Consider the following 14,589-nt stretch of genomic DNA (forward strand, 5'->3'; position numbering starts at 1 on the left):
GGATGTGTGCAGAACGGGATGACCGGCCTGGCTGCTGCGCGGCTGGAGTCGGAGCCCCACGAGGACCTCGTGGGGCTCCGACGTTTCTGGGATGCGTATACGGCGGACCGCTGGGATTTCGCCTCTCGGCGTGGTCAGACCTTGGCGGGTTGTGGGGCCGGGTCCGGGGTCGGGGCAGGGGCGCCGTTGCCTGCCGCAACCGGTGCTTCCGTTGCTTCCGTCTCCGGGTTGAACTCCGCCAGGAGTTCCTGGCTGAAGCCCCAGAAGTAGGTGGCGACGAAGCCGACGAGGTAGCCGGTGAGGAGGCCGCCGGCGTAGATGGCGAGGGTGGCGCCGAGGTCGTGGTTGCCGTGGAGGAGGGGGAAGAGGGCCCAGCCGGAGGGGCCGATGGCGGTGGAGCCGACGGTGGTGCCGAGCATGGAGAAGAGGCCGATGAAGGCGCCGCCGGCGGCGCCGCCTACGCAGGCGGTGATGAAGGGGCGGCCGAGGGGGAGGGAGACGCCGTAGATGAGGGGTTCGCCGACGCCGAGGAAGCCGGCGGGGAGGGCGGACTTGATGGTGCGGCGGATGGAGCCGTTGCGTGGGAGCTTCAGGTAGACGGCCATCGCCGCGCCGACTTGGCCCGCGCCCGCCATCGCGAGGATGGGGAGGAGGGCGGTGTAGCCCTGCTGCTCGATGAGGGTGGTGTGGATGGGGATGAGGGCCTGGTGGAGGCCCAGCATCACGAGGGGGAGGAAGAGGCCGCCGAGGAGGAGGCCGGCGCCGGCGCCCGCGTGGGCGAGGAGCCAGTCGGCGAAGTCGCCGATGGCCTGGGAGATCTCACCGGCGACGAACATGAGGCCGAAGATGGTGACGAGGCCGGAGATCAGGACCGTCAGGGTCGGGGTGACGAGGACGTCGAGGGATTCCGGGACCCAGCGGCGGCACCATTTCTCGACGTACACCGCGAGGACCGCCGCGCCGAGCGCGCCGAGGACGCCGCCCTGGCCGGGGGAGAGCGTCTGGCCGAAGGCGTCGATCTTGGCGACGCCGGGGAAGACGATGATCGCCGCGACCGCGCCGCCGAGGATCGCCGTACCGCCGAACTCCTTGGCCGTGTTGTAGCCGACGAAGACCGCGATGAGCGCCATGAAGCCGCTGGCGATGGCGGCGAGGGCGGGGGTGACGCCGGGCAGCCAGCCGAGGTTGACGAGGAGGCCGTTGAGGCCGGCGATGATGCCGCAGCCGATGAGGGCGGGGATCAGCGGGACGAAGATGTTCGCGATCCGGCGGAGGAAGAGCTTGAACGGGGTGGCGTTCTTCGCCTTCTGCGCCGACTTCAGGGCCGCGCCCTGCGCCGCGAGATCCTCCGCCGAGTGTGTCCGCTGTGGGGCCGCCGCCACCAGTGCCTCGATCTCCGGGGTCACGCGGGCGACGGTGCCGGGGCCGAGGACGATCTGGTACGTGTCGTCCTCCACCACACCCATCACGGCGGGCAGGGCCTTGAGGGCGTCGTCCTGGACGAGGGAGCGGTCGTGCAGCCCCAGCCGGAGGCGAGTCATGCAGTGGGCCACGGTGCTGAGGTTCCCGGCGCCGCCGACGAGGGGGAGGATCGCGGCGGCGATGGCGCGGTTCTTGTCGTCTGTGCTCATGGTGCGGTGGTGCCTTGCTGTGAGGGGTGCCTCTGGGGGGGAGGGGTTACGGGGCGGTGGGGTCGGTCGCGTGCAGCGCCGCGCGCAGGTGGCCTCGGGAGTCGGTGAGCCGGCGGGCGGCCGTCGGGGCGTCGATGTCGGCGAGGAGCATGAGGATGGCGTTCTTGACCTCGCCGTCGGCGGCGGTGAGTGCGGTCTCGATCTGTTCGTCGGGGGCGCCGGTGGCGAGGGCGACGATGCGCCGGGAGCGGGCCTGGAGCTTCTCGTTGGAGGCGCGGACGTCGACCATGAGGTTTCCGTAGGTCTTGCCGAGGCGGATCATGGTGATGGTCGAGATCATGTTGAGGACGAGCTTCTGGGCGGTACCGGCCTTGAGGCGGGTGGAGCCGGTGAGGAGTTCGGGGCCGGGGACGACTTCGATGCCGTGTTCGGCGGCGGCGGCGAGCGCGCTGTCGGCGTTGCAGGAGAGGCCGATGGTGAGCGCGCCGAGGGTGCGGGCGTGTTCGACGGCGCCGATGGCGTACGGGGTGCGGCCGGAGGCGGAGATGCCGACCACGGTGTCGTCGGGGGTGAGGCCGAGTGCGGTGAGGTCCTGGACGGCGAGTTCCTTGGAGTCCTCGGCGCCCTCGACGGCCTTGATCATGGCGGAGGGGCCGCCCGCGATGAGGCCGACGACCTGGGCGGGGTCGGTGTTGAAGGTGGGCGGGCATTCGCTGGCGTCGAGGACGCCGAGGCGGCCGGCGGTGCCGGCGCCCATGTAGACGAGCCGCCCTCCGCGGGCCATGCGGGCGGCGGTGGCGTCGATCGCGGCGGCGATGGCGGGGAGCTGGCGGGCGACGGCGGCGGGGACGGTCTGGTCCTCGCCGTTCATGGTCCGGGCGATGTCCAGGGTCGGGAGCTGGTCGATCTCCGCGAGCTCGGGCCGGAACGCCTCGGTGGTGAGGGTGGCGAGCTGGGCGCGGAGTTCGGAGTACGTGGAAGCGGACATGGGCGGCTCTTTCGGTGCGTGGACGTCGTCGGCGGCGTCGGCGTCGACGTATGACGCTCGGCTGGCGGGGGGTTTCAGCGGTTCCGGGGTGAGTGGCGGTGGGCGAGGGCTTCGTACGAGGCGGCGAGGGCAGGGGCCGCCGTCTCGTACGTGCGCTGGGTGACGCAGGTGAACAGGCAGTCGATGACCAGGAGTTGGCTGGTGCGGGACGACATGGCCGCGGGGCGCAGTTCGCTCTCGCGGGCGGTGGAGGTGGTGAGGACGTGGTCGGCGTACTGGGTGACGGGGCCGTCCGGGCGGCCGGTGATCGCGACCGTGGTGGCGCCGTGGTCGAAGGCGACGCGGAGGGGTTCTATGACGTCGCCGGTGGAGCCGGAGTGGGTGATGGCGATGGCGACGTCGCCGGAGCGGAGCTGTACGGCGTTGGTGACGGCGAGGTGCGGGTCGCTGTGGGCGTGGGCGATCAGGCCGATGCGGAGGAGTTTCTGCGCGAGGTCCTGGGCGACGAGGCCGGAGGCGCCGACGCCGTAGATGTCGACGCGGCGGGCGGTGGCGAGGGCGGCGACGGCGGCGCCGAGCTGGACGGTGTCGAGTCCGGCGGCGGTGTCGGCGAGGGTCTGCTGTTCGTCGTGGGCGAGTTTGGCGACGACGTCGGCGATCGGGTCGTCGACGGCGATGTCGGCGGTGACGGCGGGTGCGCGGCCGGACTGCTGCTGGGCGGCGAGGCCGGCGAGGGCGAGCCGCAGGTCGCGGTAGCCGGGGTAGCCGAGGAGGCGGGCGGTGCGGACGACGGTCGCCTCGCTGGTGCCGGTGAGCTCGGCGAGGCCGGTGACGGTGAGGGCGGCGCAGCCGGCCGGGTCTCCGGCGACGGCTTCGGCGACCCGCTGCATGGAGCGGGTCATGGAGGGTGCGAGGGTGCGCACCTTGGCGGCGAGCGCGGCGGGCGGTGGCGGCGCGTCGCTTGTGAAACTTTCCTTCACGTCATTGGTCACATCTGAAAGATACTTTCGGCCCGGTGGGGCGACAAGACCCCCTCCGTCCCGGACGGGTCCCGGAAACGGACGGGCCGGGTCCCGGAAACGGCCGGGACCTTCGTCCTTTCCCCGCTCCGGGTGACAATGAGGGCATGGACGACATCGACCCCGTGGAGCAGGCGCTGCACTCTGCGCGTGCGCTGGTGCTGGCCGACCTGGTGGCCCGGGACGTGGCCGCCGCCGAGGTGGTGTCGATGGTGGAGGACGCCGTGACCCACCGCCGCTGGTGGGTCGAGCAGTGGCCCGAGGGCATCGCGTACGTCGCCGGGCTCGTCGCCCAGGACGTGCAGGACGCCCTGCTCGAACAGTACGGACGCTGGCCCCTCTGCCCCGTCTGCTCCTCCGGCGACCCGCACGCCCTCGACGTCGAACCCGAGCTCGGCCCGGACCCGCACTGGGTCTGCGGCAAGCAGGGCGTGGTGGTGGCGCCGGTGGGGGCCCTGAAGTGACCCGCACGACGGAGGTCGACGCGTGACCCTCTACATCGACCCGCCGACCTGGCCGGGCCACGGCCGCATGTGGTCCCACCTCGTCAGCGACGTCTCCTTCGACGAGCTCCACGCCTTCGCCGCGTCCATCGGTGCCCCGCCCCGCGCCTTCGAGCGCGACCACTACGACATCCCCTCCGACCGCTACGCGGACGCGGTGGCGGGCGGCGCCGTCGAAGTGGGCTCGAAGGAACTCCTGCGCCGCCTCACGGACGCGGGACTGCGCCGCCCGAAGAGCCGGCCCGCGTCCTGACGTGCCCGGGGGACTCGGTGGGGCGGGCGTCCGGCACCTGCGCCTCGTCGGCCTCGGTGCTCTCGGCGGACACCCCGGTTTCGGCGGACACCCCGGTTTCGTCGGATACCGCGGTTTCGGCGGACACCCCGCTTCCGTCGGCCTTGGTCCGGCGCCTCACCACGTGGGCGGAGGCGATCAGCAGCACGGCGACGGTCCCGGCGATGGCGGGCCAGTACACGTAGCGGTAGTTGGACTCGGGCGAGGTGGGCAGGTAGGCCAGCACGTACAGGACCGAGCTGGCACCGAGCAGCCGGAGCTCCCGGGTGTAGGGGCCGATCCACCGGCGGCGCAGCATGAGGACCAGGGAGACGGCCAGCCAGAACCAGCCCTGGAAGAGGAACGGCACGTCGCGGACGAAGCCGAGCACGTAGTACCGCAGGCTTGACTTCAGCGTCTCGTTGGCGGGTGTGTCCACGATGGCGTCGGGCTGGTCCGCGGGCTGGGCCCGCGTGCCGTCCTGGAAGGGGTAGTTGCTCTGGAAGAGCAGCTTGGCGAAGAGCTGGAGGCGGTACTCGGCGTAGCCCTTCCAGTGCTTGGGCATCTGCTGGGTCCACATCTCCAGCATGACGTCGACGTTCCGCGGGGACAGGGGGTCCGGTGCGGTGTCGCGCCGGTAGCAGTGGAAGTAGGCGTCCGAGGGGATCTTCTTCGCCTGGCACGTGGTGGCGGCCGAGGCGAGGGCGTCGCGCAGGGCCGGATCGGCGCCTGCCCGGTCGGCGGCGGCGCGCACCTGGGCCGGGGTGAGTACGTGGACGAGGTCGTCCAGCGGGATCTGCGCGTACTGGCGGGAGGGCAGTGGATCGGCGACGGCGTTCACGGCCGCATTGGCGCCGGCGGTGACGGCGAGGAGCACCCCGGTGGCGACGAGCCAGCGGCGGCGGCCCGGGGCGGGCCAGAGCGCGAGGACCAGCAGGACGAAGACCGGGATGACGGCGGGGAAGGCGTTCTTGCGGACCAGGATGGCGTACGCGAGGAACAGCACGCCCACGACGAGGAGTGCCCAGCGGGTCTTGGTCCGGCCGGCCGGCAGTTCGTGTGCGAGGAGCGCGACCGCGCAGGCCGCGAGCAGGACGTACGCCATGTGCACGTCCTTCCACACGACGCCGGTGAAGGTCACGACGTGCGGGGCGAGGCCGACGGCGAGCATCGCGAGGGAGAGTCCGCGGCTGCCGGTCCTCTTCCACACCAGGACGGCGAGGAGCCACAGCGACGCCCACAGGACGACGGCCTGCAGGGCGGCCATGGCCGACACGGCGCCCGTGGAGTCGATGAGCATCTTCCACAGCAGGGCCATCACCGGGGGGTGCCAGTCGTGCATCGGCGTCTCGCCCAGTGCTTCCCTCAGCTGGACGAGGCTGTCCGCACTGAAGTATCCGGGGTGGAACACGACGGACACGGCGTAGGCGCAGACCGCGGCGAGGGCCGCGAGGGCCCACGGCCAGAGCGCGCCGCGCCGCCGGGTGTCGCGTAGCGATGCGGTCCACCGTTCGATGCTGCCGGGCACGTGGGTCGGGTCCTCTCCTGAGCGGGTGAACACGAGGCTGCGGTAGGCGACGAAGCGGAGCAGTGTCGCCGCCGCCCAGCCGACGAGCCGGGCCGCGTTGTCGCCGAAGGGCGACCCGAGGCCCAGGAGTTCGTGGGACACGTACACGGGGAGGGCGGTGACCGCCATGCCCACCAGGTTGACGCCCACGAACAGCGTGAGCTCACGCCGGTCGACGGCGCCGCGTCGGTCGCGGTAGGTCCAGTAGCGGTTGCCGACCCAGCTCACGGTCATGGCGAGGAGGGTGGCGAGGACCGAGGCGAGGACCGGTGCGCTGCCGAGGGCCCCGCCGTCGGAGGACGGGGAACCGAAGATCAGGAGATTGAAGCTCGCGGTCTCCACGACGAACGCGAGTGCCCCGACGACGCCGAAGGCCGCGACCTCACGCCCGATGTTCCGTGCCCACGCGGGCGCGTGTCGGCTCCAGGCCGTCAACCGCATCATGGCGGAAACGTAAACTTGTGCGACCGAAATACACAAACGCGAGGTAGCATCCCCACGAATTTCACGGACAGGCCACGCTGCTTGTCGTTACTGGGGGGAACCTTCGCATGAGTCCGGTGATCGCCTGTGTCGTGCCTTGCTACAACGAGGAGGCGGCGATCGGGAAGGTCGTCCGCGACCTGCGCGCCTCGCTCCCCGAGGCCGTCATCTACGTGTACGACAACGCCTCCACGGACAACACCCTCGCCGAGGCCCTCAAGGCCGGCGCGATCGTGCGGCAGGAGCCGCGCAAGGGCAAGGGCAACGTGATACGCCGGGCCTTCGCCGATGTCGAGGCCGACGCGTTGCTGATCATCGACGGGGACGACACCTACGACGCCTCGCGCGCCCGCGAGATGGTCGACCTGCTCTTCGAGGGCCCCTACGACCAGGTGGTCGGCGCCCGTCGCGAGATAACCGACACGGCTTACCGGGCCGGTCACGCGGTCGGCAACAAGATGCTCACCGGCGCCGTGCGGTCGCTGTTCGGCAACGACGTCAGCGACATGCTGAGCGGCTACCGGGTGTTCTCCCGTCGGTACATCAAGTCGTTCCCCGCCCTCTCGCGGGAGTTCGAGACCGAGACCGAGATGACGGTGCACGCCCTCAGCCTGCGTCTGCCCACCGCGGAGCTCCAGGTCGACTTCAAGGACCGGCCGGCCGGCAGTGTCAGCAAGCTCCGCACCTACCGTGACGGCTGGCGCATTCTGAAGCTGATCCTGGGCCTCGCCCGCCGCCAGCGGCCCTCCCTGTTCCACTCCACCATCGCGGGCCTGCTGGCCCTCGTCTCGCTCGCCCTGGGCGTCCCGGTGATCGCCGAGTTCGTGGAGAGCGGCACGGTTCCGCGCTTCCCCACCGCCATCCTGGCGGCCTCCATCATGATCATCGCGGTGCTCGTGCTCCTGGTCGGGTACATCCTCGAATCGTTCATGCACATGCGCCAGGAACAGTCCCGCCTCGCCCACCTCATGTACCCGGCACCGTCCTTCGCCGCGGACTTCGTGCCGGACGCGCTCCCGGAGCCCGTCTCCGGCTCGGACGTCCGTACCGCCTGACGCGCCTGACGCGCCTGACGCGCCTGACCGTCGCGAGCGGCGCCCCGCCCGGCGCGCCGGGCACTCCCGGGCCTTCGCCGTCCCGTGCTCCCGTCCCGCCCCGGTCAGCCCAGGCGGGACGCGATGGCTTGGGCGCAGGTCAGGGATTCGGTGTGGGTGGTGTCGACCTCGATGTCGTAGGCGACGCCCTGGTGGACGAGGGGGGCTTGCCGGGCGGCCATGCCGGGGGTGCGGTCGCCGCGGGCGATCTCGCGGGCGGCGGCGGTGGCGGGGTCGCAGTGGACGGCGACCCAGAGGGTGGGGAGGTCGCCGAGGGCGGTGCGCCAGCGCTGCTGGGAGGCGGCGCCGCCGAGGAAGACGTCGTCGACGACGATGCGGGCGCCGGCGCGGGCCATGGTGACGACGCCCTGGGTCCAGGCGGCTTCGAGGGCGCGGAAGTCGTCGCCGACGCTGACGCCGCCGTCGTCGTCGAAGACGATGCCGCCGGGCGAGGACCACAGCTTCTTGGGCAGGGCGTCGACGAACGAGTCGCATCCGAAGGTGAGCCAGGGGTCCGGCAGTACGGACTGGAGGCACCGTACGATGCCGGACTTCCCTGAGCTTGAGGCGCCGTTGAGGATGATCATTCGAGTCGTCACGGTGTCACCGTACGGATGTCGGGGCGGGCGCGCAGCGGGATTTCACCGGGCCCGGACGAGCACCGTCTCCTCCGGCGGGCCGGTGAGCAGTTCGGGTCCGGCGGCCATCGCGGCCGCGAGGTGCGGGCTCTTCAGGTGCGCTTCGAAGGAGGCCCGGTCGGTCCACTCCTCGACGACGATCCAGGAGCCGGGTTCCAGGGGGTCCTCGTACGGCCGGTAGGAGAGGCAGCCGGGCTCGGCGAGGGTCGGCGCGACGAGCGAGAGCGCCTGCTCCCGGACGGCGGCCTCCTTGCCGGGCGCGGCCTGGAGTCGTGCGATGAGGGTGAGGGCGGTGTCGTCGCCGGTGGTCACGGATTCCCCCCGTGGTGGTCGTGTGCGGACTGTCAGCGGGACGATACGGTCTTCCGCTCCCTCGGGGAGCCGGAAGTCACCACGCGGGACGGCGACCGGTGGAGCTTGAGCGCCACCGCGGCCGTGGCGAGGCCGAGGGCGGTCATGGCGGCGCCGGCCCAGGCGGTGGAGGCGAAGCCGAGGCCGGCGTCGATGACGGTGCCGCCGAGCCAGGGGCCGCCGGTGTTGCCGAGGTTGAAGGCGGCGGTGGTGGTGGCGCCGGCGAGGGTGGGGGCGGCGCCGGCGACGTTGAACATGCGGGCGTTGAGGGCCGGTGCGGTGTAGAAGGTGGACACGCCGAGGAGGAACGTCAGCACGATCGTGGCGGCGGGGCTGGACGCGAAGAGGGCCAGGGCGACGAGGAAGACGGTGGAGGCGGCGATGCCGCTGAGCAGCACCCCGAAGAGGTGGGCGTCGGCGACGCGGCCGCCGATCGTCGTGCCGACGACGGCGCCGATGCCGAAGAGTGCGAGGACACCGGAGACCCAGCTCTCGTCGAGGCCGGAGACGTCGGTGAGGAGCGGGGCGAGGTAGGAGAAGGCGCAGAAGACGCCGCCGGCGGCGAGGGCCGTGACGACGATCGAGAGGAGTACCTGGCGGTCGCGGTAGATGGTCAGCTCGCGCTTGACGCGGGGCTTGGCCTCGGGCCGCGGGATGTGCGGGATGCGGGTCACCACGCCGACGAGGGCGATGGCGGAGGCGGCGCCGACGGCCCAGAAGGCCGAGCGCCAGCCGAGGTGCTCGCCGAGGAAGGCGCCGGCGGGGACGCCGAGGACGTTGGCGATGGAGAGGCCGCCGATCATGACGGCCATGGCCCGGGCGCGCGCGCCGACCGGCACCATCGCGATGGCTACTGCGGCGCCGACCGCCCAGAACCCGGCGCAGGCCAGCGCGCTCACGATGCGGGAGGCGAAGAGCACGGCGTAGTTCGGGGCGAGGGCGCCCGCGACCTGGCCGAGGCCGAAGACGGTGATGAGGGTGACGAGGGTGGTCTTGCGGGGGAGCCGGAGGGTGGCGACGGCGAGGAGCGGGGCGCCGACGACCATGCCGATGGCGAAGGCGGATATGAGGAGTCCGGCGCTCGGGATGGAGACGTTCATGTCCTCCGCGATGGGCGGCAGGAGTCCGGACAGCATGAATTCGCTCGTGCCGAGCGCGAAGACGGAGAGCCCGAGGATGTGGACGGCCAGGGGCATGCGGGTGGCGGTCGCGGGCGGGGTGGTCGTGGCGGGTGGGGTGGGCTCGGCAGAGGGAGACGGCATGACATGCGTCAACCCTCGGTTTGTTCCTGTCATTCCGCGGTGACGGGAATGTCTTGGGATGCGAGACGGACGGGCCCCGGCCTGCGACCCTGACGCCAGGTAGCGCCTGGTGGCGCCGAGTGACGCCGCGGTCGGCATCGCCACCTCCGTGACGGACACCGGCCACCGCCGGAACGGCGTCGCCGAGCCGTCCGGGCCGGTCCGCTCAGTCCTTGCCGGACGTGTCCGCCAGCTCCTTGAGTTCCCGTTCCATGTTCTCCCGCGCGCGTTCCTCCCAGACCGCCGCGCCGTAGGGGGTGCGGAAGAGGCGGGGGAGGGAGAGGAGCTGGCGGAGGACGGCCGCGCGGCCGGTGCGGAAGGCGTCGTCGGGGACGAAGGCGTACTCGTCGCGGACGGCTGCGGCATACCCCCGGTACGTATCGGGGGCGGTGGCGAGGATGGCGAGGTCGGCGTCGCAGAGGGTCTCGCCGTTGAGGTCGCCGGTGTCGGGGTCGTGGCTGGTCGTCAGCCGGACGAGGCGGGCGACCTCGGTGACCTCGTGCGGGGTGAGTCCGGCTTCGGTGAGGGCCTTCTCGGCGAGGGCCGCCGAGCGTTCCTCGTTCTCGGAGCGGTCGGGTCGGTAGACGGCGTCGTGGAACCAGGCGGCGAGCCGTACGAGCTCCAACTCGCCGCCTTCGCCGCCCTGGTCGGCGAGTTCGTCGATGCGGTCGAGGACCGCGCGGAGGTGGTCGACCGTGTGGTAGCGGCGCTGCGGCTCGGCCCAGCGGGCCAGGAGGTTCCGGCCGTAGGGGGCGGGGTCGGGGCCCTCGCGGCCGGCGCGGGCGGCGAGCAGGGTGGCGGTCCAGCGCCGGAGGAGCGCGGGTTCCTGGTCTGCGGTCATGGGGGCATTGTGCCCGCCGGGGCGCCCGGAGCGGGGGCGTCCGCCGTGTGGCCCAGGTGCCGGACGGCTGCTCTCCGGTCGAGGGCCGGGCCCGCTCCCCGCCCGCTCTTACATACCCCCCATGGGTATGCTACGGTGCTCCGCGCAGGTACCCCCTAGGGGTATACCCCGGCTCTGGTCCGGGGCCGACGCGAGCGAAGGGTCAGGGCAATGTCAACCGTCAATCCCCGGCGCTGGTGGGCACTTGTCGTGCTCGCAGCAGCCCAGTTCATGGTCATCATGGACACGTCGATCATCGGGGTCGCGCTCCCCGAGATGCAGAAGGACCTGGGCTTCACGCAGGGCGAGCTCCAGTGGGTCTTCAACGCGTACGTGATCGTCTTCGGCGGCCTCCTGCTCCTCGGCGGCCGCCTCTCCGACCTCATCGGGGCCCGGAAGATCTTCGTCACCGGCTGGGCCGTGATGATCGCCGGCTCGATCCTCGCCGCCGCCGCGCAGACCGCCTGGGTCGAGATCGCCGGCCGCGCCGTCCAGGGCGTCGGCGGCGCGCTGATCGCACCCTCCGCGATGACCCTGCTGATGATGCTCTTCATGCACGACCCGAAGGAGCTCGGCAAGGCGATGGCGCTCTACGGCGCCGCCGCTCCCGCCGGCGGTACCGCGGGCGTCTTCCTCGGCGGTGTCTTCACCGAGTGGGCGGCGTGGCAGTGGGTCTTCATCATCTACATCCCGATCGGCCTCGCGACCCTCGCCGCGACCAGGCTGCTCCCGGACGTCGGCTCGCGCCGCGGCTCCGTCGACGTGCTCGGCGCCGTGGCCGTGACCGCGGGCCTCGCGCTCGCCGTCTTCGCCGTGGTGCGTGCCCCCGAGGTCGGCTGGGGCGCCACCGCCACCATCCTCGAACTGGTCGGCGCCGTCGTCCTCCTCGCCCTCTTCCTGGTGATCCAGAAGTCCATCCGCGAGCCCCTCATGCCGCTCAGCGTCTGGCGGGTCCCGCGCCTCGGCTCGGCCAACCTGGCGATGACGCTGCTCGGCGCCGCCTGGATCCCGATGTGGTACTTCCTCAACCTGTATCTCCAGCAGGTCCTGGGCTACGGCGCCTTCGCGTCCGGCGCCGCGCTGCTGCCGATGACCGTGCTCCTCATGATCTTCATGACGGCCATCACCGCCCGGCTCATGGGCAGGTTCGGGGCGAAGCCGCTCATCGGCGCCGGTCTCCTCGTCCTCGCCGCCGGCCTGGTCTGGCTCGCCGCCGTCCCGCCGACCGGCACGTTCCTGGTCGACGTCCTGCCGGCCTCGCTGGTCGCCGCGCTCGGTATGTCCCTCGCGTACATCCCGGCGATGATCGCCGCCATGTCGGGCGCCCCGCAGGAGCAGGCCGGTCTCGCCTCCGGCATCGTCAACACCACCTACAACGTCGGCTCCGCGCTCGGCCTCGCCGCGCTCACCGCCGTCGCCATGTCCCAGGGCGCCGACCAGCTCGGCAATCTGCCGAAGCTGACCGACGGCTTCTCGGCCGCCTTCATCGGCGCCGCGATCATCGCCGCCGTCGGCGGTGTCGTCACCCTCCTCGTCATGAAGAGCGACAAGGCGGTCGCCGCCGAAGCCGCCGCCGCGTCCGCGCCGCAGGGCGAGAAGGTCGCCGCCTGAACCGCCCCGAAGGGGCCGCCCGATGTCCGACCCCGGACGTCGGGCGGCCCCTTTTCGGCGCGGGACCCCGGGGCCCTTGGAGGCCCACCACGGGGCCTGTCTGTTACCGAGCCAGTGCCGGGAGGAGCTGGTTCCGCCTGCACTCGCCGCACAAGGTCTCCCCCTCCTCGCCCCGGAAGAGCATCGGCTGCGTGTGCCCGTCTCCCGCGCACTCCCGCGCTCCCTCCAGCCGCACCGACAGCCGATGCCTGACCGGCGCCGAGACGAGTTCCGACGCGGGTTCGGCCGCCGGTACCGGCCCCGGTTTCCGGGGCGGTACGTCCCTCAGCAGGTACCTCACCAGGCCGCCGGGCCGGTGTACGGGCGTCCCGGCGCCCGGGAGTCCGCGCAGGACGTGTGCGTGGACGTCGGAGGGGGTGTATCCGGCGTCCAGCCATCGGGCGGCGAGCCGGGCGAGTTCGTCGCGCATGCCGGGCGGGATGTGCCGGAGGGCGGGGGCGAGGAGGTGCAGTACGGCGACCAGGGCGCGGGCGTCTTCGAGGCGGGGGCTGTCGGGCGTCACGGCGGGTTCACCTGCCCCGCCCGTCACCGCATCCGGAGCCGGAGGTTCACCCGCCCCGTCCCCGTCCACCGCCGCACCCGGAGCAGGTGCACCGGCCCCGCCCTCCACGCCCGCCCCCGTCGGAGCGGGTTCACCGGCCCCGCCCTCCGCCCCCGCACCCGGATGGTCGGAGGTGTCTTCCTTCGGGTGTTTCTTTGGATGACCGTCGGTCGACGGGGTCACCGGTTCGCCGGCCGTCGGTTCGCCGGCCGCCGACTCACCGGCGGCCGGGTTTCCGGGACTCGGTGCGAGCTGCGGCGATACGCGTTCCGCGCAGGCGGGCGGCGGTGTCCGGCCGAGGATCTTCGCCGCTTGGTCGGTGGTCAACGGGGTGCTGGAGACGAGTTGTTGGGTGACCCAGTGGCCACCGGCGCCCTGTGTGCGCCGCTCGTGCACGAACCCCTCTTCCTTCAGCTGGCGCTTCGCGCGGCTGAAGGCGCATGCCCCGATCCGGGCACGTTCGGCGGTTCGCGACAAGGATTCGCGGGCGCCTTGGGGGAGGGAAAGCTGCCAGGTCAGCAGGCGCACGGCGTCGGAGCTGAGCCGGGGGTGCCGGATGAGCTCGTGCGAGAGCTGGGTGAAGGCGCGGGAGGGCGGGCTAAAGTGCCGGTAGATCACGGTGGACTCTTATTCCACTAGTGGTTCAGGCCCCCGTCGATGGTTGCGAGCCACGACGGGGGCCGTTTTGCGCGAACGTACCGCGCGAACCACGCCCTCCCACCGGCATATCGTGCGAGAACCCCCGTACGAGTGATGGGCCCTCCCGCCGGGTACGTGCCGACCCTTGGGAAGCCGGGATGCGGTCACTTCCCGGTGCGGTAGGCCTCCAGGCGGTCGGCGACCTCTGTGGGGTGGCCGAGCATGAGGCAGTGGTCGCCCGGGATTTCGTCGGGCGTGATGCCCAGGCGTTCCCGCACGATGCGGCGCATGAACGCGGCGGGGAAGAAGCGGTCGTCCCGGGCCAGGAGGAACTTCGTGGGCACGTCCGGCCACGCGGCCAGGGGCCATGGCTTCGTCATCGGGGTGGCCGACTGTCCACGCGTGTGCTTGTCGGCCTCGGCGGCCAGCTCCGGCGGGGTGTCGTGGAAGAACAGGGCGGTCTCGTCGTCGGGTTGCCTGCCGTCACGCTCGTCCTGTTCGCGCCGGGCCTGCTCGTAGCCGGTGGCGGCCCACCACTGGCCGGGGCTCTCGCCCGGCGCGGGGATCTGGGCCTGGAGCATCACGAGCAGGTCCACCGGCAGGCGGTCGCACACCAGCGGCGCGGTGAACCCGCCGAAGGAATGGGCCACCAGGATCAGATCGGAGCGGTCGCCCACGGCCTCGACCACCGCGTCGGCGTACTCGTCCAGCCCGGCCGAGTCGTCGTCGCACGGCAGGTCCACCGCCACCACGTCATGCCCCCGCCCCCGCAGCTCGGCCTCCACCAGATGCCAGTACCACGGGCCCGAAGCGGCCCCGGGAATCAACACGTACGTAGCCATCGTCAGTGACTCCTTCGCTCGGGCCTGTTCTATCAGGTGGTTCGTCGGCCGCGAGGGGCGCCGAGTGGGGCTGCCCGGGGTGAGCGCGTTCGGGGTGCCACGCGCGACGGAACGGCCAAGTCGGGTCAAGGGTCTCGGAGTCCGGCGCGCCGAGAAGCCCCAGGCCCATG

14 protein-coding genes are annotated in these 14,589 nt (G+C 72.1%); 4 read left to right on the plus strand and 10 right to left on the minus strand.

What is annotated here, in order from left to right; genetic code table 11:
• Window positions 1-134 precede the first annotated feature (134 nt).
• From MRBLMG1_RS26140 to MRBLMG1_RS26150, 3 genes are all read right to left on the minus strand, one after another.
• Window positions 135-1,631, minus strand: coding sequence for a PTS transporter subunit EIIC (locus MRBLMG1_RS26140; protein ID WP_367826563.1), 1,497 nt, complete (start codon window positions 1,629-1,631; stop codon window positions 135-137).
• Window positions 1,632-1,677: 46 nt separating this feature from the next.
• Window positions 1,678-2,619 carry an N-acetylmuramic acid 6-phosphate etherase gene (gene murQ, locus MRBLMG1_RS26145; protein WP_367826564.1) on the minus strand — a complete coding sequence of 314 codons (942 nt, stop codon included), beginning with the start codon at window positions 2,617-2,619 and terminating at the stop codon, window positions 1,678-1,680.
• 74 nt (window positions 2,620-2,693) lie between these two features.
• Entirely contained in the window at window positions 2,694-3,611 is a 918-nt protein-coding gene (locus MRBLMG1_RS26150) for a MurR/RpiR family transcriptional regulator (protein WP_367826565.1), read from the minus strand.
• Between the two features lie 134 nt (window positions 3,612-3,745).
• On the opposite strand from MRBLMG1_RS26150, the gene MRBLMG1_RS26155 reads away from it, so the two are divergent.
• Both MRBLMG1_RS26155 and MRBLMG1_RS26160 read left to right on the plus strand, forming a co-directional pair.
• Window positions 3,746-4,102, plus strand: coding sequence for a hypothetical protein (locus MRBLMG1_RS26155; RefSeq protein ID WP_367826566.1), 357 nt, complete (start codon window positions 3,746-3,748; stop codon window positions 4,100-4,102).
• Window positions 4,103-4,124: 22 nt separating this feature from the next.
• Window positions 4,125-4,394, plus strand: coding sequence for a DUF4031 domain-containing protein (locus MRBLMG1_RS26160; RefSeq protein WP_367826567.1), 270 nt, complete (start codon window positions 4,125-4,127; stop codon window positions 4,392-4,394).
• Here MRBLMG1_RS26160 and MRBLMG1_RS26165 read toward each other — a convergent pair.
• Window positions 4,348-6,423, minus strand: coding sequence for a GtrA family protein (locus MRBLMG1_RS26165; protein ID WP_367826568.1), 2,076 nt, complete (start codon window positions 6,421-6,423; stop codon window positions 4,348-4,350). The two genes, MRBLMG1_RS26160 and MRBLMG1_RS26165, sit on opposite strands and share 47 nt — an antisense overlap.
• A gap of 107 nt (window positions 6,424-6,530) precedes the next feature.
• Between MRBLMG1_RS26165 and MRBLMG1_RS26170 the strand changes: the two genes are divergently transcribed.
• The gene (locus MRBLMG1_RS26170; RefSeq protein ID WP_367826569.1) at window positions 6,531-7,517 is read left to right on the plus strand and encodes a glycosyltransferase family 2 protein; all 987 of its coding nucleotides are present in this window, start codon (window positions 6,531-6,533) and stop codon (window positions 7,515-7,517) included.
• A 104-nt stretch (window positions 7,518-7,621) separates the two neighbouring features.
• On the opposite strand, the gene cpt is transcribed toward MRBLMG1_RS26170, so the two are convergent.
• The 4 genes from cpt to MRBLMG1_RS26190 form a co-directional block, all read right to left on the minus strand.
• Complete coding sequence (gene cpt, locus MRBLMG1_RS26175; RefSeq protein ID WP_367826609.1) at window positions 7,622-8,143, minus strand: chloramphenicol phosphotransferase CPT; 522 nt, start codon at window positions 8,141-8,143, stop codon at window positions 7,622-7,624.
• 54 nt (window positions 8,144-8,197) lie between these two features.
• Window positions 8,198-8,506, minus strand: coding sequence for a putative quinol monooxygenase (locus tag MRBLMG1_RS26180; RefSeq protein WP_367826570.1), 309 nt, complete (start codon window positions 8,504-8,506; stop codon window positions 8,198-8,200).
• A gap of 32 nt (window positions 8,507-8,538) precedes the next feature.
• Complete coding sequence (locus MRBLMG1_RS26185) at window positions 8,539-9,741, minus strand: Cmx/CmrA family chloramphenicol efflux MFS transporter (protein ID WP_367826610.1); 1,203 nt, start codon at window positions 9,739-9,741, stop codon at window positions 8,539-8,541.
• Between the two features lie 271 nt (window positions 9,742-10,012).
• On the minus strand, window positions 10,013-10,687 hold the full coding sequence (locus MRBLMG1_RS26190) for a hypothetical protein (protein ID WP_367826571.1): 675 nt from the start codon (window positions 10,685-10,687) through the stop codon (window positions 10,013-10,015).
• Between the two features lie 210 nt (window positions 10,688-10,897).
• On the opposite strand from MRBLMG1_RS26190, the gene MRBLMG1_RS26195 reads away from it, so the two are divergent.
• A complete protein-coding gene (locus tag MRBLMG1_RS26195; RefSeq protein WP_367826572.1) occupies window positions 10,898-12,337 on the plus strand; it encodes an MFS transporter in 1,440 nt (479 codons plus the stop codon).
• 103 nt (window positions 12,338-12,440) lie between these two features.
• Here MRBLMG1_RS26195 and MRBLMG1_RS26200 read toward each other — a convergent pair whose 3' ends face one another.
• Entirely contained in the window at window positions 12,441-12,899 is a 459-nt protein-coding gene (locus MRBLMG1_RS26200; protein ID WP_367826573.1) for a hypothetical protein, read from the minus strand.
• A gap of 842 nt (window positions 12,900-13,741) precedes the next feature.
• A complete protein-coding gene (locus tag MRBLMG1_RS26205; protein WP_367826574.1) occupies window positions 13,742-14,419 on the minus strand; it encodes an alpha/beta hydrolase in 678 nt (225 codons plus the stop codon).
• Window positions 14,420-14,589: the final 170 nt, after the last annotated feature.

The sequence above is a fragment of the Streptomyces sp. LMG1-1-1.1 genome, from assembly GCF_040815545.1.
Taxonomy (GTDB): Bacteria; Actinomycetota; Actinomycetes; order Streptomycetales; family Streptomycetaceae; genus Streptomyces.

Coding starts and splice junctions, on each gene's coding strand:
- MRBLMG1_RS26165 (WP_367826568.1), bottom strand. CDS start 6,423: ATGATGCGGTTGACGGCCTGGAGCCGACACGCGCCCGCGTGGGCACGG.
- MRBLMG1_RS26140 (WP_367826563.1), bottom strand. CDS start 1,631: ATGAGCACAGACGACAAGAACCGCGCCATCGCCGCCGCGATCCTCCCC.
- MRBLMG1_RS26205 (WP_367826574.1), bottom strand. CDS start 14,419: ATGGCTACGTACGTGTTGATTCCCGGGGCCGCTTCGGGCCCGTGGTAC.
- MRBLMG1_RS26155 (WP_367826566.1), top strand. CDS start 3,746: ATGGACGACATCGACCCCGTGGAGCAGGCGCTGCACTCTGCGCGTGCG.
- cpt (WP_367826609.1), bottom strand. CDS start 8,143: ATGATCATCCTCAACGGCGCCTCAAGCTCAGGGAAGTCCGGCATCGTA.
- MRBLMG1_RS26170 (WP_367826569.1), top strand. CDS start 6,531: ATGAGTCCGGTGATCGCCTGTGTCGTGCCTTGCTACAACGAGGAGGCG.
- MRBLMG1_RS26195 (WP_367826572.1), top strand. CDS start 10,898: ATGTCAACCGTCAATCCCCGGCGCTGGTGGGCACTTGTCGTGCTCGCA.
- murQ (WP_367826564.1), bottom strand. CDS start 2,619: ATGTCCGCTTCCACGTACTCCGAACTCCGCGCCCAGCTCGCCACCCTC.
- MRBLMG1_RS26185 (WP_367826610.1), bottom strand. CDS start 9,741: ATGCCCCTGGCCGTCCACATCCTCGGGCTCTCCGTCTTCGCGCTCGGC.
- MRBLMG1_RS26190 (WP_367826571.1), bottom strand. CDS start 10,687: ATGACCGCAGACCAGGAACCCGCGCTCCTCCGGCGCTGGACCGCCACC.